The sequence below is a fragment of the Pseudomonas sp. 10-1B genome (assembly GCF_000935045.1).
Taxonomy (GTDB): Bacteria; Pseudomonadota; Gammaproteobacteria; order Pseudomonadales; family Pseudomonadaceae; genus Aquipseudomonas.
In genome coordinates this window covers 1-19,048 of record NZ_JYKS01000037.1, presented here as the reverse complement: position 1 = coordinate 19,048, position 19,048 = coordinate 1, and the positions used below count along the sequence as shown (strand labels likewise).

Below are 19,048 nucleotides of genomic sequence, written 5' to 3'. Positions count from 1 at the left end.
AACAAATGTGGGAGCGGCCTTGTGCCGCGAAGCGCCGCGCGGGCGGCGCTCGATCTCACAGGCGCCACAAGACTCAAGCCAAAACCTTCGCAATTCCCCCTTGCAATCCTCTGGTGACACCCCAATAAAAGCTGTTAGATTTCAGCCGGTTGAAACACCGGCCCAGTTGGCCGGCAGAGGAACAGCCCGATGATTGCAAAAGAAGCCCGTCAGGCCCTGGCGCTACAGCGCTTTGCCGAAGCCAACCCGCAGTTGCTCGAAGAGATCCGCGAGTTGGATGCGCGCGAGCAGGCGCAGCAGATCGAGTGGGCGTTCGAGGATGCGGCCGAGGAGCAGGGCATCCAGCCCTGGGAGCTGGCGCTGCAGTTGATCGCCGAAACCCCGGAGCAATTGCAGGCCATGCGCCTGGAGACGCACCGCGAGGTAGCCGAGGCGCTGGGGATGGAATGGGAAGAGTATTGCCAGTTCAACGAAATCGACCCTGAATAAAGGCAGCGAATTCGTTGCTGGCAGTTGTTTGACAAGGTATTTCGGCTGCAGGGCGCCCCGGGCGTCGTGCGGCCCCTATTGGAAGCAGGCTCGGCGGTATGCCGTGCGGGCCTTGAAAGTTAATCGACCGGCGTGGTTTCCCGTCGTCCCGAGTGGGGTGACTTCTGCTGCGTGACTCACTAGAATGTTTGCCCTTGATTCTGGAGTCGGGCTAACGCCGGCTAACGTCTGTGCAACGAGGAATATCCATGCAAGTTTCTGTTGAAAACACTTCCGCTCTCGAGCGCCGCATGACCATCGCCGTTCCGGCCGAGCGCGTCGAGAACGAAGTCAACAAGCGTCTGCAACAGACTGCCCGTCGTGCCAAGGTTGCGGGCTTCCGCCCAGGCAAAGTGCCGATGAGCGTGATCCGTCAGCGTTTCGAAGCCGATGCCCGTCAAGAGGCTTTCGGTGACCTGGTCCAGGCTTCCTTCTACGAGGCCATCGTCGAGCAGAAGCTGAACCCGGCTGGCGCCCCGGCGGTAGAGCCGAAGTCCTTCGAAAAGGGCAAGGACCTGGAATTCGTCGCCATCTTCGAAGTGTTCCCTGAGTTCACCGTTGCCGGCCTCGAGTCGATCAACGTCGAGCGCCTGAGCGCCGAAGTGGTTGACGCCGACCTGGACAACATGCTGGAAGTACTGCGCAAGCAGAACACCCGCTTCGAAGCCGTCGAGCGTGCTGCGCAGAACGACGACCAGGTCAACATCGATTTCGTCGGCAAGGTCGACGGTGAAGCGTTCGCCGGTGGTTCGGCCAAGGGCACCCAGCTGGTACTGGGCTCCGGCCGCATGATCCCTGGCTTCGAAGACGGCCTGGTGGGCGCCAAGGCTGGCGAAGAGCGCGTGGTCAACGTGACTTTCCCAGAGGACTACCAGAACCTGGACCTGGCTGGCAAAGCCGCCGAGTTCACCATCACCGTCAACAGCGTTTCGGCTCCTGTCCTGCCAGAATTGAACGAAGAGTTCTTCGCCCAGTTCGGCATCAAGGAATCGACCCTGGAAGGCTTCCGCGCCGAAGTTCGCAAGAACATGGAGCGTGAACTGCGCCAGGCCATCAAGGCCAAGGTGAAGAACCAAGTCATGGACGGTCTGCTGGCCGCCAACCCGATCGAAGTGCCGAAAGCCCTGCTGGAAAACGAAGTCAACCGTCTGCGCGTGCAGGCAGTTCAGCAGTTCGGCGGCAACATCAAGCCAGAGCAACTGCCGGCCGAGCTGTTCGAAGAGCAAGCCAAGCGCCGTGTGGTGCTGGGCCTGATCGTGGCCGAAGTGGTCAAGCAGTTCGAACTGAAGCCGGACGAAGGCAAGGTTCGCGAAATGATCGAAGAAATGGCTTCGGCTTACCAAGAGCCTGAGCAGGTCATCGCCTGGTACTACAAGAATGACCAGCAACTGAACGAAGTGCGTTCGGTTGTGCTGGAAGAGCAAGTTGTAGATACTGTTCTGCAGAAAGCGACTGTGACCGACAAGTCGGTCTCGTACGAAGATGCCGTTAAACCAGCTCAGGCTCCTGCCGACGCTGAGTAACAGGCTTCTCTCGTAGGAAACCCCCACAAGCCAGCCTTCGAGCTGGCTTGTGCGTATTCAAGCCATGACTATTTGGGAGTGAGCGCAGGACATGTCCCGCAATTCTTATATTCAGCAGAGCTCTGACATCCAGGCCGCAGGCGGCCTGGTCCCGATGGTTATCGAGCAGTCCGCCCGCGGCGAACGCGCTTACGACATCTACTCGCGCCTGTTGAAGGAGCGTGTGATCTTCCTGGTTGGCCCGGTAGAAGACTACATGGCCAACCTCGTGGTGGCGCAACTGCTGTTCCTCGAGGCGGAAAACCCGGACAAGGATATCCATCTGTACATCAACTCGCCGGGTGGCTCCGTCACTGCCGGCATGTCGATCTACGACACCATGCAGTTCATCAAGCCGGACGTCTCGACCATCTGCATCGGCCAGGCCTGCAGCATGGGCGCCTTCCTGCTGGCTGCGGGTGCCAAGGGCAAGCGTCACTGCCTGCCGAACTCGCGCGTGATGATCCACCAGCCGCTGGGCGGCTTCCAGGGTCAGGCCACCGATATCGAGATCCACGCCCAGGAAATCCTCAATATCAAGGCCCGCCTGAACGAGCTGCTGGCCTATCACACCGGCCAGGACCTCGAGACCATCAAGCGCGACACCGAGCGTGACAACTTCATGAGCGCCTCGCGCGCGGCCGAGTACGGCCTGATCGACTCGGTCTACGACAAGCGGCAACTGGCCTCCTGAACCGGGGTGCCAGAGCAGGTAGGCGCCCAAAGCGCCTACCTGCGGACTTGAAAAAGCCCGCAATTGCCTTCATCTTGTGTTGCAAGCCTACCGGATTGGATCGATCGAATGACTGACACCCGTAACGGCGAGGACAGCGGCAAATTGCTTTATTGCTCCTTCTGCGGCAAAAGCCAGCACGAAGTACGCAAACTGATTGCCGGGCCCTCGGTATTTATCTGCGACGAGTGCGTCGACCTGTGCAATGACATCATCCGTGAGGAGGTGCAGGAAGCCCAGGCCGAGAGCAGCGCGCACAAATTGCCTTCGCCGAAAGAAATCAGCGGCATCCTGGACCAGTACGTGATTGGTCAGGAGCGCGCGAAGAAGGTGCTTGCCGTAGCGGTGTACAACCACTACAAGCGCCTGAACCAGCGTGACAAGAAGGGTGACGAGGTCGAACTCGGCAAGAGCAACATCCTGCTCATCGGGCCAACCGGCTCGGGCAAGACCCTGCTCGCCGAAACCCTTGCACGCCTGTTGAACGTACCGTTCACCATTGCTGACGCCACCACCCTGACCGAAGCCGGTTATGTGGGTGAGGACGTCGAGAACATCATCCAGAAGCTGTTGCAGAAGTGCGACTACGACGTGGAAAAGGCCCAGATGGGCATCGTCTACATCGACGAAATCGACAAGATCTCGCGCAAGTCGGACAACCCGTCCATCACCCGTGACGTTTCGGGCGAGGGCGTGCAGCAGGCACTGCTGAAGCTGATCGAGGGCACTGTGGCCTCGGTGCCGCCGCAAGGCGGCCGCAAGCACCCGCAACAGGAATTCCTGCAGGTTGATACCCGCAACATCCTGTTCATCTGCGGTGGCGCGTTCTCGGGCCTGGAAAAGGTCATCCAGAACCGCTCCACCAAGGGTGGCATCGGTTTTGGTGCCGAAGTGCGCAGCAAGGAAGAGGGCAAGAAGGTTGGCGAGTCCCTGCGTGAGGTCGAGCCGGACGATCTGGTCAAGTTTGGCCTGATTCCGGAATTCGTCGGCCGTCTGCCGGTACTGGCTACCCTCGACGAACTGGACGAGGCTGCATTGATGCAGATCCTCACCGAGCCGAAGAACGCCCTGACCAAGCAGTATGCCAAGCTGTTCGAGATGGAAAGCGTCGACCTCGAGTTCCGCAGCGATGCGCTCAAGGCCGTTGCACGCAAGGCCCTGGAGCGCAAGACCGGTGCTCGTGGCCTGCGTTCGATCCTTGAAGGCGTGCTGCTCGACACCATGTATGAGATCCCTTCGAAGAAGGATGTCAGCAAGGTGGTTATCGACGAGAGCGTCATCGATGGCACCTCGCAGCCGCTGATGATCTACGAGAACAGCGAGCCGCAAGCCAAGGCCGCGCCAGACGCCTGATTCAGGCAAAGGCCGGTTCACGGTTGCAAGCAAGAAGGGGGCCTACGGGCCCCTTTCTGCTTTTCCTGCGCTAGCGCTTGTAATTTCCCAAGCGTGCCCCCACATTAGGTCCAAGCATCATTTCCACCGGTTTCCGGCCATAAGGCCGCTGTAGAGGCGAAATCATGAAGACCACCCTCGACTTGCCTCTTTTGCCATTGCGCGATGTCGTTGTTTACCCGCACATGGTTATCCCGCTGTTCGTGGGGCGCGAAAAGTCCATCGAAGCCCTGGAGGCGGCGATGACGGGCGAAAAGCAGATCCTGCTGCTGGCCCAGAAGAACCCAGCCGATGACGACCCGGGCGAAGACGCCCTGTACCGCGTTGGCACCGTCGCCACCGTGCTGCAACTACTGAAACTGCCCGATGGCACTGTCAAGGTGCTGGTCGAGGGCGAGCAGCGTGGCGCCGTCGAACGGTTCACCGAAGTAGAAGGGCATATCCGTGCCGAAGTCTCCCTGATCGACGAAGCCGACGCCGCCGAGCGCGAGTCGGAAGTGTTCGTGCGCACGCTGCTGTCGCAATTCGAGCAGTACGTGCAGTTGGGCAAGAAAGTCCCCGCCGAAGTGCTGTCTTCGCTGAACAGCATCGAGGAGCCAGGGCGCCTGGTCGACACCATGGCCGCGCACATGGCCCTGAAGATCGAGCAGAAGCAGGAAATCCTCGAAATCGTCGACCTGCCGACCCGTGTCGAGCACGTGCTGGCGCTGCTGGATGCCGAAATCGACCTGCTGCAGGTCGAAAAGCGCATTCGCGGCCGGGTCAAGAAGCAGATGGAGCGCAGCCAGCGCGAGTACTACCTGAATGAGCAGATGAAGGCCATTCAGAAAGAGCTCGGCGATGGCGACGAAGGCCACAACGAAGTCGAAGAGCTGAAAAAGCGCATCGAAGCCGCTGGCCTGCCCAAGGATGCCCTGGCCAAGGCCCAGGCCGAGCTGAACAAGCTCAAGCAGATGTCGCCGATGTCGGCCGAGGCCACCGTGGTGCGTTCGTACCTCGACTGGCTGGTGCAGGTGCCGTGGAAGGCCCAGAGCAAGGTACGCCTGGACCTGGCCAAGGCCGAGGAAATCCTCGATGCCGACCACTATGGCCTGGAAGAGGTCAAGGAACGCATCCTCGAGTACCTTGCCGTGCAAAAGCGCGTCAAGAAAATCCGTGGCCCGGTGCTGTGCCTGGTTGGCCCGCCTGGCGTTGGCAAGACCTCGCTGGCCGAGTCGATCGCCGCCGCCACCAACCGCAAGTTCGTGCGCATGGCCCTGGGTGGCGTGCGTGACGAGGCCGAGATCCGTGGCCACCGCCGTACCTATATCGGTTCCATGCCCGGCCGCCTGATCCAGAAGATGACCAAGGTGGGCGTGCGCAACCCGCTGTTCCTGCTTGACGAAATCGACAAGATGGGCAGCGACATGCGCGGCGACCCGGCCTCGGCACTGCTGGAAGTGCTCGATCCGGAGCAGAACCACAACTTCAACGACCACTATCTGGAGGTCGACTACGACCTTTCGGACGTGATGTTCCTGTGCACCTCGAACTCGATGAACATCCCCCCGGCGCTGCTCGACCGGATGGAAGTCATCCGCCTGCCGGGCTACACCGAGGACGAGAAGATCAACATCGCGGTCAAGTACCTGGTGCCCAAGCAGGTCAAGGCCAACGGCCTGAAGGTGGAAGAGCTGGAGGTCGACGTCTCGGCGATCCGCGACATCATCCGCTACTACACCCGCGAAGCCGGTGTGCGTGGCCTGGAGCGGCAAATCGCCAAGGTCTGCCGCAAGGTGGTCAAGGAACATACCGGGCAGAAGCAGGTCAAGGTCAAGGTGGCCAGCGAGCAGCTGGAACACCTGCTGGGCGTGCGCAAGTTCCGCTACGGCCTGGCCGAGCAGCAGGACCAGATCGGCCAGGTCACCGGCCTGGCCTGGACCCAGGTGGGCGGCGAATTGCTGACCATCGAGGCGGTGGTCATCCCCGGCAAGGGCCAGTTGATCAAGACCGGCTCGCTGGGCGATGTCATGGTCGAGTCGATCACCGCCGCGCAGACCGTGGTGCGCAGCCGCGCCCGCAGCCTGGGAATCGCCGCCGACTTCCACGAGAAGCATGACGTGCATATCCACATGCCTGAAGGCGCCACGCCGAAGGATGGCCCGAGCGCCGGTATCGGCATGTGCACCGCGCTGGTGTCGGCGCTGACGCAGATTCCGGTACGTGCCGACGTGGCCATGACCGGCGAAATCACCCTGCGTGGCCAGGTGCTGGCCATTGGCGGGCTGAAGGAAAAACTGCTGGCGGCACACCGTGGCGGGATCAAGACGGTGATCATTCCCGAGGAGAATGTTCGCGACCTGAAGGAGATTCCGGAAAATATCAAACAGGATCTTCAGATCAAACCGGTCAAATGGATTGACGAAGTCCTGCAAATTGCGCTGCAATACGCCCCGGAGCCCTTGCCAGATGTGGCTCCGGAGATTGTCGCGAAAGATGAAAAGCGCGACGGCGATGCTAAGGAAAGAATCAGCACGCATTAGTAGTTTTTGGCTGGGGGGCTTTTCTTGACAGTTTTTTCGGGGCCTTGCTATAAAGCGGCACGCTATTGTCATCAGGCCACCCAGCGCGCGTTTCATAAGCTTTTCATTACATACTTAGAAACAAACTCAATAGAGAATAAGGGGACTTAGAGTGAACAAGTCGGAACTGATTGACGCTATCGCCGCATCTGCTGACATCCCGAAAGCCGTAGCCGGCCGTGCGCTGGACGCAGTCATCGAATCCGTCACCGGCGCCCTGAAGCAAGGTGACGATGTGGTACTGGTTGGCTTCGGTACCTTCTCGGTCAAGGAGCGTGCAGAGCGCACCGGCCGTAACCCGCAAACCGGTAACGCGATCAAGATCGCTGCCGCCAAGGTTCCAGGCTTCAAAGCTGGCAAAGGCCTGAAAGACGCCGTCAACTAAGTCGTCTCTTTCAGCCGGACCAGGCCTGGCCGGGTCCGAGCACGGTGATGGCGGGTCGCAAACGTTCCCGCCTGACACGTTTGCTAAGAAAAGGCGCATCCTCGGATGCGCCTTTCTTTTATCAGGATTCTACCCACGCTCCGCGGTTGTCGACGCAGTGGTACAGCCGTTTCTGGGGGACGCATGCTGCAAAATATCAGGGACAATTCACAAGGTTGGATTGCCAAGACCATCATCGGCCTTATCGTCGTGTTGATGGCGTTGACCGGCTTTGAAGCCATTTTCCAGGCCTCCTCCCATAGCCAGGATGCCGCCAAGGTGAACGGCCAGACCATCAGCCAGAACGAGCTGAGCCAGGCGGCCGACATGCAGCGCCGCCAGCTGATGCAACAGCTGGGCAAGGATTTCGATCCAGCGCTGCTGGATGACAAGTTGCTCCGTGAAGAGGCGCTCAAGGGGCTGATCAGCCGCAAGCTGCTGCTGCAAGGCGCCGAAGATGCCAAGTTCGCCTTCTCCGAGGCGGCGCTGGACCAGGTGATCCTGCAAACGCCGGAATTCCAGGTGGACGGCAAGTTCAATGCCGACCGTTTCGACCAGGTCATCCGCCAGATGGGCTACGGGCGCATGCAGTTCCGCGACATGCTGGCCGAGGAAATGCTCATCGGCCAGCTGCGCACCGGCCTGGCCGGCAGCAGCTTTGTCACCGACCAGCAGGTCGATGCCTTCGCTCGCCTGGAGAAGCAGACCCGTGACTTCGCCTCCTTGACCTTCAAGGCCGACCCGGCTGCGGTCAAGGTCAGCGATGAAGAAGTCAAGGCGCACTACGACCAGCACGCCAAGGAGTTCATGTCGCCTGACCAGGTGGTGATCGACTACATCGAGCTGAAAAAGTCGGTGTTCTTCGACCAGGTCAAAGTGACTGACGAAGAGCTCAAGGCCCAGTACGAGAAGGAAATCGCCAACCTCGCCGAGCAGCGCCATGCCGCGCACATCCTCATCGAGGTCAATGACAAGGTCAGCGACGCCCAGGCCAAGGCCCGCGCCGAAGAGATCGAGCAGCGTCTGGCCAAGGGTGAAGACTTCTTCGCGCTGGCCAAGGAGTTCTCCCAGGACCCGGGTTCGGCCAACACTGGTGGCGACCTCGGCTTCGCCGGCCCGGGCGTCTATGACCCGGCGTTCGAGGACGCGCTGTACAAGCTGCAGGACGGCCAGGTATCGGCGCCGGTGCGCACCGAGTTCGGCTACCACCTGATCAAGCTGTTGGGCGTTCAGGCGCCGGAAGTGCCGAGCTTCGCCAGCCTGAAGGACAAGCTGACCCGCGACCTGAAGACCCCGCTGGTCGAGCAGCGTTACGTCGACGCCAGCAAGCAATTGCAGGATGCCGCCTACGAGGCTTCCGACCTGGCCCAGCCGGCCCAGGACCTGAACCTGAAGGTGCATACCTCCGCAGCCTTCGGTCGTGAGGGTGGTGAAGGCATCACGGCCAACCGTTCGGTGGTGCAGGCAGCGTTCTCCGAAGAAGTGCTGGAGGAAGGTGCCAACAGCACCGCCATCGAGCTCGACCCGGAAACCACCGTGGTACTGCGCGTCAAGGAGCACCGCAAGCCGGAGCAACTGCCGCTGCAAGCCGTGGCCAGCAACATCAGCGAACAACTGGCCAAAGAGAAGGCGACTGCCGCGCTCAAGAGCAAGGCGGACAAGCTGATCGCCGGCCTGCGTGACGGTTCCATCGCAGCGGGCAGCGTGCATGAAGGGCAGGGCTGGAAGGCTTATGAGGCAGTCACCCGGGGCGAGGACGGTATTGACCCGGCCGAACTGCAGGCGCTGTTCCGCCTGGGCAAGCCGCAAGCCCAGGACAAGCCGGTGTATGGCAGCGTAGTGCTGCGTGACGGTAGCCTGGTGGTGCTGCAGCTCAAGGGCGTCAACGAAGGCGCTGCCGCCACTGACGAAGAGAAGCAGCAGATCCGCCGCTACCTCGCATCGCGTGCTGGCCAGCAGGACTTCGCGGCCTACCGCAAGCAGCTGGAAGCTAATGCGGATATCACCCGTTACTAAGGTGATCGCTGCATGACAAACAGGCCGCCCCGTGCGGCCTGTTTTATTTGTGGTGCCAGTACTGGCCTCATCGCCGGCAAGCCAGCTCCCACAGGTACTCCACAATGCTTGAGGCCTGTGTGATACCTGTGGGAGCTGGCTTGCCGGCGATGAGGCCCCTACTGGCAATACAAGGCTTACCGCTTCACCCCCTCATAACTGTCCAGCGTATCCCGCGCAATCTCCCGTCCCAGGGCAATCAGCTCTGGCGCCTTGTAGAACTCGAAGAACCGGCACACCCGCTTGGGTACGTTGATCAGCACATCGGGCGGGTAACCGGCGATCTTGTACTGCGCCAGCGACGTTTGCATCACTTCGAAGCTCTGGTTGATCAAATCCAGCAGCGAAGCGGGCCCCACGTTGTCGATGATGAACGAGCCGGTCGCCGATTTGGGCGCGCCCTCGCGCTCCGGTGCGGCCGCCGGTTGCTGGGCTTCCGGGTCGGCGGCATCGGTCAGCCACGGGCTTGGCGGTGCCAGCCCTTCGGCGACGATTTCCTGTTCGATGCGGATCAGTTCTTCTGCCGGCTTGCGCCGGAACGGCAAGCGTGAACCCAGCGAACTCAGTAAGGCATCGAAACGCATCTTGAACGCCGCCGGGCGTTCGATCACCGGCAACTGGTACTGTTTCTGGTTGGTGGCGTTGAGGTTGACCGCGATGATCAGGTCGCAATGGCTGGACACCACCGGCACGATCGGCAGCGGATTGAGGATGCCACCGTCGACCAGCATGCGGTTACCCTGCATCACTGGTGTGAACAGGCTGGGGATGGCCGCCGAAGCACGCATGGCCTGGTGCAGGCAGCCCTCCTGGAACCAGATTTCCTGCTGGTTGGTGAGGTCGGCGGCAACCGCCGTGTAAGGGATGCGCAGTTGCTCGATGTTGATCTCGCCGACGATCTTGCGGATCTGCCCGAACACCTTGTCGCCACGAATCGCGCCAAGGCGAAAGCTGACATCGACCAGGCGCAGCACGTCCAGGTAGTCGAGGCTCTCGATCCAGTTGCGGTAGTCGTCCAGCTTGCCGGCGGCATAGATACCGCCAATGACCGCGCCCATGGAACAGCCGGCGACGCAGGCGATGTCGTAGCCGCGGCGCTCGATTTCCTCGATCACGCCAATATGTGCGTACCCCCGGGCTCCACCCGATCCCAGTACCAGTGCCACGCGTTTACTCATGAGCATTCCCCAACCAGTGCAACCATGGTCCTACAATGCACCCATCGCTGCCTGTGCTTCAATGTAGATCGCGCTGAGCTACTGTAATAAAGCTGGCTGGCAAGGCCGGCTGGGCAGGGCACTTTTCAACTGTCGGGGCGTCGAACAGCCACCGTTTTTCCCATTGAGGTATTGCTAATGAAAGCCTGGATCTGCCTTCCACTGATTGCCTTGGCCCTTGCTGGCTGTGCGGGCAAGACGGCCTACCGCGACAGCTGCGCGAACCAGCTGGATGCCGCCTGGAAGGAACTGGACCTGGCCAAGGCCGAAGGCTTTGCCGGCGCCGTGAGTTACTCCAAGGCCTTGTCGCTGCTGACCGGGGCCAAGACCCAGCAGCAGTTCGAAGGCTACGAGAGCTGTACCCGCAAAGCCGAAAAGGCGCGTTTCTACATTCGTGAGTCTCGCGCCGGGCGCTGACCAAGGAGCATCGTATGTCTGCCATGCTCGACCATGTGGTTGCCCGCATACTGGCCTTGCAGGTGCGCCTGCTGGCCTGCCGCGAACGCCTGGCTGCCGACACCGACAGCGAGGCCTTGCACGACCTGCGCACCACCCTGCGGCGCCTGCGGAGCCTGCTGCGGCCGTTGCGCGGTCTGCCTGGGGTGGAACAGCTGGAAGATGCCGCCAAGGCGTTGGGTGCCCTGACCACGCCGCTGCGTGACCGCGAGGTGCTGGCGGCCGAACTGGTCGGGCGCGGTTATGCCGAGGCCGGGCAGCGGCGCCTGGAAGGGCGTGCGCGCACTTTCGCCAGCGTCGCTGCCAGCCCGCAGCTGGCCCGGGTGCTGGCGATTGTCGACGCGTTTCCGCTGTTCTTGCGTGCGGCTGGCCGAGAGGGCCTGGTCAAGTCGCTGGGCAAGCGCATCGACAAGCGCCTGGTCAAGCAGTGGCGCAAATTGCACAAAGCCCTGCAGGACCCAGCCCACGATCGCCACCGTCTGCGCTTGCTGATCAAGCGTGTACGTTATGGCGACGAGGCTTACCCGCAACTCGATCATGCGGGCAAAAAACTGCAGCGCTTGTTGAAAAAGGCGCAGGGCGACCTGGGCGATTGGCACGATCGTCTGCAGTGGTTGCTGCAGGCGCGTGAGCAGGCTGACCTGGCGCCGTGCAAAGTCGCCTGGGAGCAGGAGTTGCATGAGGCGGAGCGCCTGTCGGATTTGACGCTGGATGCCCTGCAGCAGGCGCTGGTGCGGCGCAAGCCCGAAAAATGACCGATATGCGGGCTGATCGCCCGAGGTTTGCTGGCTAGGATGGGCAGACCTTTTTCGCTGTAGGCAGGAGCCGCCCAATGAATTTCAACCAATTGCTCGACGCCGTGCGGGCCAACCCCGATGCTGTCAGCATCCCGCCCACCTGGGCCCAGGGCCGTGCGGCCTTTGGCGGGCTGATGGCGGCGATGGTGTATGAAGCCATGCGCCTGAAACTCTCCGATAGCCGCCCGGTGCGTTCGCTGGCCATCAGCTTCGTGGCCCCGGCAGCGGCAGATGTACCAATCCGCTTCGAGGTGGAGGTGCTGCGTGAAGGCAAGGCGGTCAGCACCTTGCTGGGGCGCGCTGTCCAGGGCGACCAGGTGGTGACGCTGGTGCAGGGCAATTTCGGGGCGGGGCGGCCTTCGGTAGTCGAGGTGCCGGCGTTGCCTGCGGTGGAAATGAAAGCGCTGGAAGATGCTGCCCCCGAGCTGCCTTACATCAAGGGCGTCACCCCAGAGTTCATGCGCCACGTGGCCTTGCGCTGGGCCGTGGGCGGGCTGCCGTTCAGTGGCAATCAGTCGCGCAAGATGGGCGGCTGGGTGCGTTTGCGGGATGTGGCTGAAGAGCAGGTCAACGAGGCGCACTTGCTGGCGTTGGTCGACGCCTGGCCGCCGAGCCTGATGCCGTTTCTCAAGCAGCCGGCTGCGGGTAGTACGCTGACCTGGACTATCGAGTTCATCCAGCCCACGGCGAAACTGTCGACCCTGGATTGGTGCCGTTATTGCGTGGAGACGGAGCATGCGCGGGATGGCTATGGGCACGCTGCCGCAGCGTTGTGGACGGCGGAGGGCGAGTTGCTGGCCTTGAGCAGGCAGACGGTCACCGTTTTTGCCTGATCGATCCTGGGAGCGCTGTGCGCTCCTATCGCGACACAAGGCCGCTCCCACAGGCGCAGGCGGCGTGCAGTACCTGTGGGAGCGGCCTTGTGTCGCGAAAGGGCTGCAAAGCAGCCCCGATAACATCAATGCCGATGCTTGTGCCGCTCCCGCCAAGCCTTCCACCAGGCCCCGCTCAGCACAAAGCGCGGAAAAGTGATGAACTGTTCGGTCAACAGGCGCTGTACGGCGTCCTTGCGGTTGGCGAAGGGCTCGGGCTGCTCGGCCTCCAGGCGGTGGCCCTGGCGCTGCAGGCCCAGGGCGGCGATCAAGGCAATGATGCCAACCGCTATCTGGCCCAGGTCGAGGCCGAACAGGCCGGATAGAATCAACAGCGCGCCAAGGATGAACAGCGGTACGGCGATCAGGTGCAGCACCAGGTTGGCCGGGTGGCGGTGGTTGTGGTGGTAGCCGCGCCATTGCCAGGCGGGCAGGTTGGGCAGGCGTTTGCTCATGGGCATTTCCTCACGGTCATGCTCAAAGCTTAGTGCGGCCCCCGGGCGGGGGCCAATCGAAGCTGGCTATGGTGACTATAGCTTGAGCTGGCCAATGGCCTTGTTCAGCTCGCCGGCCAGGGTCGCCAGTTCGCTGCTGGTGGTCGCCGAGCCGACCGTCTGCTGCACGGTCTGTTCGGTGACATCGCGGATGCTCACCACGGCACGGTTCATTTCCTCGGCCACCTGGCTTTGCTGCTCGGCAGCCACGGCAATCTGGGTGTTGCTTTCGCGCATCTGGGCCACGGCGCCGGTAATCTCGGCCAGCGCTTCACCGGCTTCCCGGGCCTGCTTGACGCAGTCGTCGGCCTTGTACGAGCTTTCCTGCATGAATTCCACCGCATCGCGGGTGCCCGACTGCAGGGCGGAGACCATGGTGGTGATTTCGTCGGTGGAGGTTTGCACCCGCTTGGCCAGGTTGCGCACTTCATCGGCTACCACCGCGAAGCCACGGCCCAGGTCGCCGGCGCGCGCTGCTTCGATGGCGGCATTGAGCGCCAGCAGGTTGGTTTGCTCGGCGATGCTGTGGATCACATTGACCACGCCGTTGATCTTCTGGCTGTCTTCGGCCAATTGGCGAATCATCTCGGCGGTCTGCTGCACACCGCTGGACAGCCCGGAAATCGAATCCTGGACCCGGCTGACCACCTCTTTGCCGCTGCCAGCCAGGGTGTCGGCTGTTTGTGACAGGTCACGGGTAGCGCCGGCATGCTGGGCAATGTGATGCACTGTCGCCGACATTTCGTTGATGGCGGTGGCGGCCTGGTCGGTCTCGCTCTGCTGGCCGAGCATGCCGTGGCGCACGTCGCTCATGCTTGCTGCCAGGCGCGCGGCGCCCGAGTCCAGCTGTGCAGCGGTATGGGCGACAGTGCTGACCACGCGGTGGTAGGTGGTCTGCATGGCGTTGAAGGCCCCGGCCATCTGGCCGACCTCATCGCCACAGGCCAGCGGTACGCGGGCCGACAGGTCGCCGGTCTTCTCCACGTGCAGCATCACGTCCTTGAGGGTGTTGAGCTGGCTGAGCAGGAAGCGGATCAGCAACTGCGAGGCGCAGAGCATGGCCAGCATCAGGATCAGCACGCACACCGCGTAATTGCTGAACCGGTCGACGAACACCTGGCGCAGGCTTGGCGCTTGGGCCAGCACGGCCATTTGCTGGTCGCCGTTGCGTAGCACCTGCGCGCCGCGCAAGGGGTTGTCGCCGAGCAGCCAGGCCGCGGGCAGTTCGACCCAGCCCTGGGCATTGCGCAGGGCATCGAGGGCTTCACCGGCGAAGGTAGGCGTCTGCCCTGTCGACCAACTGATGACATTGGCCGGGCGGGGCAGTGGCTGCCCGGCTGGCCAGGCGGCTAACAGCTGGGCTTGTGCCGCGGCCTGGGCCTGCGCCGCTTCGGCGCGGGCGCGCTGCTCCAGGTGCACGGCATAGAGCACCAGCAGTAAGGTCGTGACAAAGGCCACCGCGTTGACGGCCCAGAACTTGTACTTCAGGGAAACATTGCTAAGCCAGGCACCCATGGGCAGGTCTTCTCTGAGTTGAGCGGAAACAATATTGGCAAGGTGCCATCATTGTGCCTGCGCCAGCCATGGCCGCTGTTGATTTGCATCAAGAAAAGTCTGCCGCCTGTAATGGCCCTATCGCCGGCAAGCCAGCTCCTACAGTACAGCGCCGCTCTTGAGGGCAGTGAATAACCTGTGGGAGCTGGCTTGCCGGCGATAGGACCATTACAGGTTCAGGGGAGCTGGAAAAACGCCCGCGCGGTGGCGGTAGTATGCGCCGCCGTATGCTCGGCCGACTCACCCCGATGCAAGGCCACTTCGCGCAGTACCTCCGGCAGGAACGCCGGCTCGTTGCGCCCGTTCTTCGGCTTGGGCCGCAGGCTGCGTGGCAGCAGGTAAGGCGCATCGCTCTCCAGCATCAAGCGCCCCTCGGGAATATTGCCCATCAGCGGATGCAGGTGGGTTCCGCGGCGTTCGTCGCAGATCCAGCCGGTAATACCGATGTGCAGGTCCATGTCCAGGTAGGCGAACAGCGCGTCGCGTTCGCCGGTAAAGCAGTGCACCACCGCACCAGTCAGGTGGTCGCGGTAGTCCTTGAGAATCGCCAGCAAGCGCTCGCTGGCGTCGCGTTCGTGCAGGAACACTGGCAGACGCAGTTCGGTGGCCAGTGCCAGCTGGGCTTCCAGGGCTTTTTCCTGCAGCGGGCGAGGGGAGAAGTCGCGGTTGAAATCCAGCCCGCATTCGCCCACGGCCCGCACACGTGGCTCATTCAGCAGCTGGCGCAACTGACGTTCGCTGCTGGCATCCCAGGCCTTGGCATCGTGGGGGTGTACGCCTGCGGTGGCGAACAGGTGCGCGCCGCTTGCATCGAGCTGCTGGCACAGTTCCAGCGCCTGTTCGCTGACCGCCAGGCTAGTGCCGGTCAGCACCATTTGTGTAACCCCGGCCTCAAGGGCGCGCTCGACGATTGCCGCCTGCTGGTCGTGGAAACTGCTGTTGGTCAGGTTGACGCCAATATCGATCAGTTGCATGGTGCTATCTCGTGCCGCGGGGCGGCCAGCATAGCAAAAACCGCGTTTTTCGGAAAAAACCAAGAACTTCATGCTGTTACCGTGGTCTTCTGCCGTCATTTATCACTTGGCAGTGCAACGCCATGGATGCCACTCACCGACCACGGACACGTTCTCGCATGCTGCGATGCTGGCTCATTTTCCTGCTGACGCTCGGGCTGACCTTGACGGGGCCGGCCCACGCGCGCTTACCAGGGCCGCAGCAGAACATCCCGCCCGCCAAGGTCCGTGACCTGCAACAGATTCGCACCAGCAAGGTACTGCGGGTGTTGGTCAACCAGAGTCGCAACAGCTCCGGTGAGGTCAAGGGCGAGCCGGTCGGCATCGAGTACTATCGCCTGCGCGCATTGGAGCATTACCTCAATGCCCGTGCCGCCGACGACCAGCAGATCCAGTTCAAACTCATCCCGCGGGCCAAGGAGCAGCTGTTGGGCGCCTTGGCCCGTGGCGAGGGCGACCTGGCCGCGCCGGGCGAGCTGCTCGACCCTAGCGTGGTGAGGGGTGTCAGCAGCAGCGCGCCGGTGCTCGACCAGGTGCCGTTGCTGCTGGTGGGGCGCAGGGGCGAGCGCAGCTTCAGCCATGTCGAGCAGTTGTCCGGGCGTACCGTGGCCTTGACCAGCGCCAGTGCCGCCGGCCCGTTGATCCAGCAGGTCAACCAGCGACTGGCACTGCGCAAGCGGGCACCGATCAAGGTGGAATGGGTTGACTCGACCCTGGCGGTGGAGGATGTGCTGGAAATGGTCCAGGCCGGCATCTATCACCTGACCGTGGTCGAGCAGCCGATCGCCCGGCGTTGGGCCCGGATGATGCCGCGCCTGCGCCTGGACAGCCGTGTGCGCTTGGGGGCGCCGCAAGCCATGCGCTGGTATGTGGGGCGCGATGCACCGCAGTTGCTGGCCACGGTCGATCGCTTTCTGCAAGGCTACCGCGCACCGGACAACCAGGACGCTGCGTTCGAGCGCATCTACCGACGCCAGTACCGGGTACATAACCCGTTGGCCCGCAAGGATCGTCAGCGCCTGAGCTCGCTGCGGGCAGTGCTGCAGAAGCATGGCCAGGCACAGCAGATCGACTGGCTCAACCTGGCTGCGTTGGCGTTCAAGGAGTCGACGCTCAACCCGGCGGCGCGCGGTGCCGGCGGTGCTCACGGCCTGATGCAGATCACACCTTCGGCGGCCCGGCGAGTAGGGGTGAGCAACACTGCCACGGTGGATGGCAATGTCCAGGCCAGTGCCCGCTACCTGGCGTTGATACGGCGCAAGTTCTTTGCCAGTGCCAAGATCAACGAACGTGAGCGCATGGCCTTCGTACTGGCGGCCTACAACCTCGGCCCCGAACGGGTGCAGGCCATGCGCGCCGAAGCCCGCCGGCGCGGGCTCAACGGCAACCAGTGGTTCTTCCAGACCGAGCGCATCGCCATGGAGCAGGTGGGCATGGGGCCAGTCAACTTCGTCAATAGCGTGAACAAGTACTTTGTGGCGTTCAACCGCGAGCGTGCCGTGCTGGAGCGTGTAGCGAAGCGCTGATAAATCGATTTATTCGATTGTTATGTTGGGTTTTTTGCGATTTTCACATCTGATTAATTGATTATGATGGCGCCCATCCCAACACAACTTCCCGTTTCAAGGATGCTTCGACATGAACAACACTACCCTCAATGCCCTGTTCTCCACCCGCGCCGGTGCTGGCCTCAGCGTCATTCGCATCCTGGTCGGCATCATCTTCATGGCGCATGGTGCGCAAAAACTGTTCGGCGTGTTCGGCGGCTATGGCCTGGAAGGCACCGGCCAGTGGATGGAAAGCATCGGCCTGGCACCGGGTTACCTGATGGCCTTGCTGTCTGGCAGTGCCGAATTCTTCGGCGGCCTGGCCCTGGTTATCGGCCTACTGGCCCGCCCGGCAGCCTTGGCACTGACGGCGACCCTGGTGGTGGCGATCTTCTCGGTGCACATCGGCAACGGCTTGTTCATGTCCAACAACGGCTATGAGTTCGCCCTGGCGCTGCTGGCCGGTACCGTCGCGGTACTGATCGAAGGCGCAGGCCGCTTCTCCCTCGACCGGCTGATCGCCCGGTAACCAGCTGCAAGCTGTGCGCTACAAGCCGCAAGCAAGAGCGGGCCAATACTCGGCCTGCTTTCGCTTGCGGCTTGTGGCTTGCAACTTCAGGCTCATCGCTCTAGCATACCGCCTGCGCCGATTTAAACAGCTACTTGCGGGGCGCGGGAAAGCCCACTTCCGGGTCGTCCGAAATACCGCTAAAGCGCTGGTTCGGTGACGCCTCCCACCGCTGCCCAGCGGGATTCGCGAGGCGGAGAGAAGCTCCATGAGTTGCCCACGTACCAGTGTCTGTTTGAGCCCTTTGCCTGTCAGCCAGGCGTCCCGCACACCGCGCATTCTGCTCGGCGGCCAACATCAGCCTACCCTTTTGCGTCACCTCGAAGGCCTTTCCCGTCGCAAAGGCCAGGCGCGTGCCTTTCTTATCCAGTTTGCCGATACCTGCTGCCATCTCGCGCAGTATGGCAATGACCGTTTCGACCTGGCCGTGGTCCAGGCCCCGGCGCCGGATGAAGCCGCCGAAGTCATCGGCCACCTCACCCGCATCGCTCGCCAAGGCCTGATTACCCGCCGTTGAGGAGCGCGCTGTTGAGTACCAACATAATCACCACCGAAGGCCATGAGGCGCTGAAGAAAGAACTGGACCACCTGTGGCGGGTGTATCGCCCGGAAATCACCCAGAAGGTCACCTGGGCGGCGTCGTTGGGGGACCGCAGCGAAAACGCCGACTACCAGTACAACAAGAAGCTGTTGCGTGAAATCGACCGCCGGGTGCGTTACCTGCGCAAGCGACTCGAGGACGTGAAGGTGGTGGCCTATTCGCCGCAGCAGGAGGGCAAGGTGTTTTTCGGTGCCTGGGTGGAGATCGAGAACGACGAGGGCGAGAGCATGAAGTTTCGCATTGTCGGCTATGACGAGATCTATGGGCGCAACGATTACATCTCGATCGATTCGCCCATGGCCCGTGCCTTGCTGAAGAAGGAGGAGGGCGATGAGGTGGTGGTGCATACACCTACCGGTGAAGCGACCTGGTATGTGAATAGCATCACCTACGGCCAGTGAATTGATGATGCCTGTGCGGGCCTCTTCGCGGGCTTGCCCGCTCCCACAGGTCCGGCACAACCTCCAGATGCTGTGATATCCCTGTGGGAGCGGGCGAGCCCGCGAAGAGGCCCCCACAGGTAACCCTCAACCCTCTCGCAGCACCGCCAAAGGGCTGGCATTCAGCGCCCGCCGCGTCCCCAACACCCCCGCACCCCCCACCAGCAGCGCCCCGGCCAGCGGCAACACCAGCAGCCACGGATGCGGGCTCCATTGCAAGGCGAAGGCATAGCG

The 19,048-nt window shown here is 62.2% G+C and carries 19 protein-coding genes; 14 read left to right on the top strand and 5 right to left on the bottom strand.

Annotated elements, in window-relative coordinates:
* Positions 1 to 189 precede the first annotated feature (189 nt).
* The 7 genes from TZ03_RS20250 (at position 190) to TZ03_RS20220 (ending at position 9,216) form a co-directional block, all read left to right on the top strand.
* Positions 190 to 489, top strand: coding sequence for a DUF6388 family protein (locus TZ03_RS20250; RefSeq protein WP_025338418.1), 300 nt, complete (start codon positions 190 to 192; stop codon positions 487 to 489).
* A gap of 248 nt (positions 490 to 737) precedes the next feature.
* Positions 738 to 2,051 (top strand): trigger factor, encoded by a 1,314-nt coding sequence (tig, locus tag TZ03_RS20245; RefSeq protein WP_051099954.1) that lies wholly within the window; start codon positions 738 to 740, stop codon positions 2,049 to 2,051.
* A 91-nt stretch (positions 2,052 to 2,142) separates the two neighbouring features.
* The gene (clpP, locus tag TZ03_RS20240; protein WP_003259400.1) at positions 2,143 to 2,784 is read left to right on the top strand and encodes an ATP-dependent Clp endopeptidase proteolytic subunit ClpP; all 642 of its coding nucleotides are present in this window, start codon (positions 2,143 to 2,145) and stop codon (positions 2,782 to 2,784) included.
* Positions 2,785 to 2,892: 108 nt separating this feature from the next.
* Complete coding sequence (gene clpX / locus TZ03_RS20235; protein ID WP_025338419.1) at positions 2,893 to 4,176, top strand: ATP-dependent Clp protease ATP-binding subunit ClpX; 1,284 nt, start codon at positions 2,893 to 2,895, stop codon at positions 4,174 to 4,176.
* A 164-nt stretch (positions 4,177 to 4,340) separates the two neighbouring features.
* Positions 4,341 to 6,737 (top strand): endopeptidase La, encoded by a 2,397-nt coding sequence (gene lon, locus TZ03_RS20230; RefSeq protein WP_051099953.1) that lies wholly within the window; start codon positions 4,341 to 4,343, stop codon positions 6,735 to 6,737.
* A gap of 151 nt (positions 6,738 to 6,888) precedes the next feature.
* Positions 6,889 to 7,161 (top strand): HU family DNA-binding protein, encoded by a 273-nt coding sequence (locus TZ03_RS20225; RefSeq protein WP_003259401.1) that lies wholly within the window; start codon positions 6,889 to 6,891, stop codon positions 7,159 to 7,161.
* A 183-nt stretch (positions 7,162 to 7,344) separates the two neighbouring features.
* Entirely contained in the window at positions 7,345 to 9,216 is a 1,872-nt protein-coding gene (locus TZ03_RS20220; protein WP_051099952.1) for a SurA N-terminal domain-containing protein, read from the top strand.
* A gap of 176 nt (positions 9,217 to 9,392) precedes the next feature.
* Here TZ03_RS20220 and TZ03_RS20215 read toward each other — a convergent pair whose 3' ends face one another.
* Entirely contained in the window at positions 9,393 to 10,433 is a 1,041-nt protein-coding gene (locus tag TZ03_RS20215) for a patatin-like phospholipase family protein (protein ID WP_051099955.1), read from the bottom strand.
* A gap of 177 nt (positions 10,434 to 10,610) precedes the next feature.
* On the opposite strand from TZ03_RS20215, the gene TZ03_RS20210 reads away from it, so the two are divergent.
* The 3 genes from TZ03_RS20210 (at position 10,611) to TZ03_RS20200 (ending at position 12,558) form a co-directional block, all read left to right on the top strand.
* Positions 10,611 to 10,889 carry a hypothetical protein gene (locus tag TZ03_RS20210; protein ID WP_051099951.1) on the top strand — a complete coding sequence of 93 codons (279 nt, stop codon included), beginning with the start codon at positions 10,611 to 10,613 and terminating at the stop codon, positions 10,887 to 10,889.
* 14 nt (positions 10,890 to 10,903) lie between these two features.
* Entirely contained in the window at positions 10,904 to 11,683 is a 780-nt protein-coding gene (locus TZ03_RS20205; RefSeq protein ID WP_051099950.1) for a CHAD domain-containing protein, read from the top strand.
* A 77-nt stretch (positions 11,684 to 11,760) separates the two neighbouring features.
* On the top strand, positions 11,761 to 12,558 hold the full coding sequence (locus tag TZ03_RS20200) for an acyl-CoA thioesterase (protein WP_051099949.1): 798 nt from the start codon (positions 11,761 to 11,763) through the stop codon (positions 12,556 to 12,558).
* A 125-nt stretch (positions 12,559 to 12,683) separates the two neighbouring features.
* Here the strand turns inward: TZ03_RS20200 and TZ03_RS20195 are convergent, their stop codons facing one another.
* The 3 genes from TZ03_RS20195 to TZ03_RS20185 all read right to left on the bottom strand — a co-directional run bounded on the left by TZ03_RS20195 (position 12,684) and on the right by TZ03_RS20185 (position 15,619).
* Positions 12,684 to 13,052, bottom strand: a complete 369-nt coding sequence (locus tag TZ03_RS20195; RefSeq protein WP_051099948.1) for an Mpo1-like protein — start codon at positions 13,050 to 13,052, stop codon at positions 12,684 to 12,686.
* A 75-nt stretch (positions 13,053 to 13,127) separates the two neighbouring features.
* On the bottom strand, positions 13,128 to 14,606 hold the full coding sequence (locus tag TZ03_RS20190; protein WP_051099947.1) for a methyl-accepting chemotaxis protein: 1,479 nt from the start codon (positions 14,604 to 14,606) through the stop codon (positions 13,128 to 13,130).
* Between the two features lie 215 nt (positions 14,607 to 14,821).
* Complete coding sequence (locus tag TZ03_RS20185; RefSeq protein WP_051099946.1) at positions 14,822 to 15,619, bottom strand: TatD family hydrolase; 798 nt, start codon at positions 15,617 to 15,619, stop codon at positions 14,822 to 14,824.
* 158 nt (positions 15,620 to 15,777) lie between these two features.
* On the opposite strand from TZ03_RS20185, the gene TZ03_RS20180 reads away from it, so the two are divergent.
* The 4 genes from TZ03_RS20180 to greB all read left to right on the top strand — a co-directional run bounded on the left by TZ03_RS20180 (position 15,778) and on the right by greB (position 18,775).
* A complete protein-coding gene (locus TZ03_RS20180; protein WP_051099945.1) occupies positions 15,778 to 17,184 on the top strand; it encodes a transglycosylase SLT domain-containing protein in 1,407 nt (468 codons plus the stop codon).
* Between the two features lie 112 nt (positions 17,185 to 17,296).
* The gene (locus TZ03_RS20175) at positions 17,297 to 17,734 is read left to right on the top strand and encodes a DoxX family protein (RefSeq protein WP_051099944.1); all 438 of its coding nucleotides are present in this window, start codon (positions 17,297 to 17,299) and stop codon (positions 17,732 to 17,734) included.
* Positions 17,735 to 17,981: 247 nt separating this feature from the next.
* Positions 17,982 to 18,290, top strand: a complete 309-nt coding sequence (locus TZ03_RS20170; protein ID WP_051099943.1) for a hypothetical protein — start codon at positions 17,982 to 17,984, stop codon at positions 18,288 to 18,290.
* An 11-nt stretch (positions 18,291 to 18,301) separates the two neighbouring features.
* Positions 18,302 to 18,775, top strand: coding sequence for a transcription elongation factor GreB (gene greB, locus TZ03_RS20165; RefSeq protein WP_051099942.1), 474 nt, complete (start codon positions 18,302 to 18,304; stop codon positions 18,773 to 18,775).
* A 126-nt stretch (positions 18,776 to 18,901) separates the two neighbouring features.
* Here greB and TZ03_RS31275 read toward each other — a convergent pair.
* The coding region (locus TZ03_RS31275) for a hypothetical protein (RefSeq protein WP_177328493.1) at positions 18,902 to 19,048 on the bottom strand (147 nt) is incomplete at its 5' end.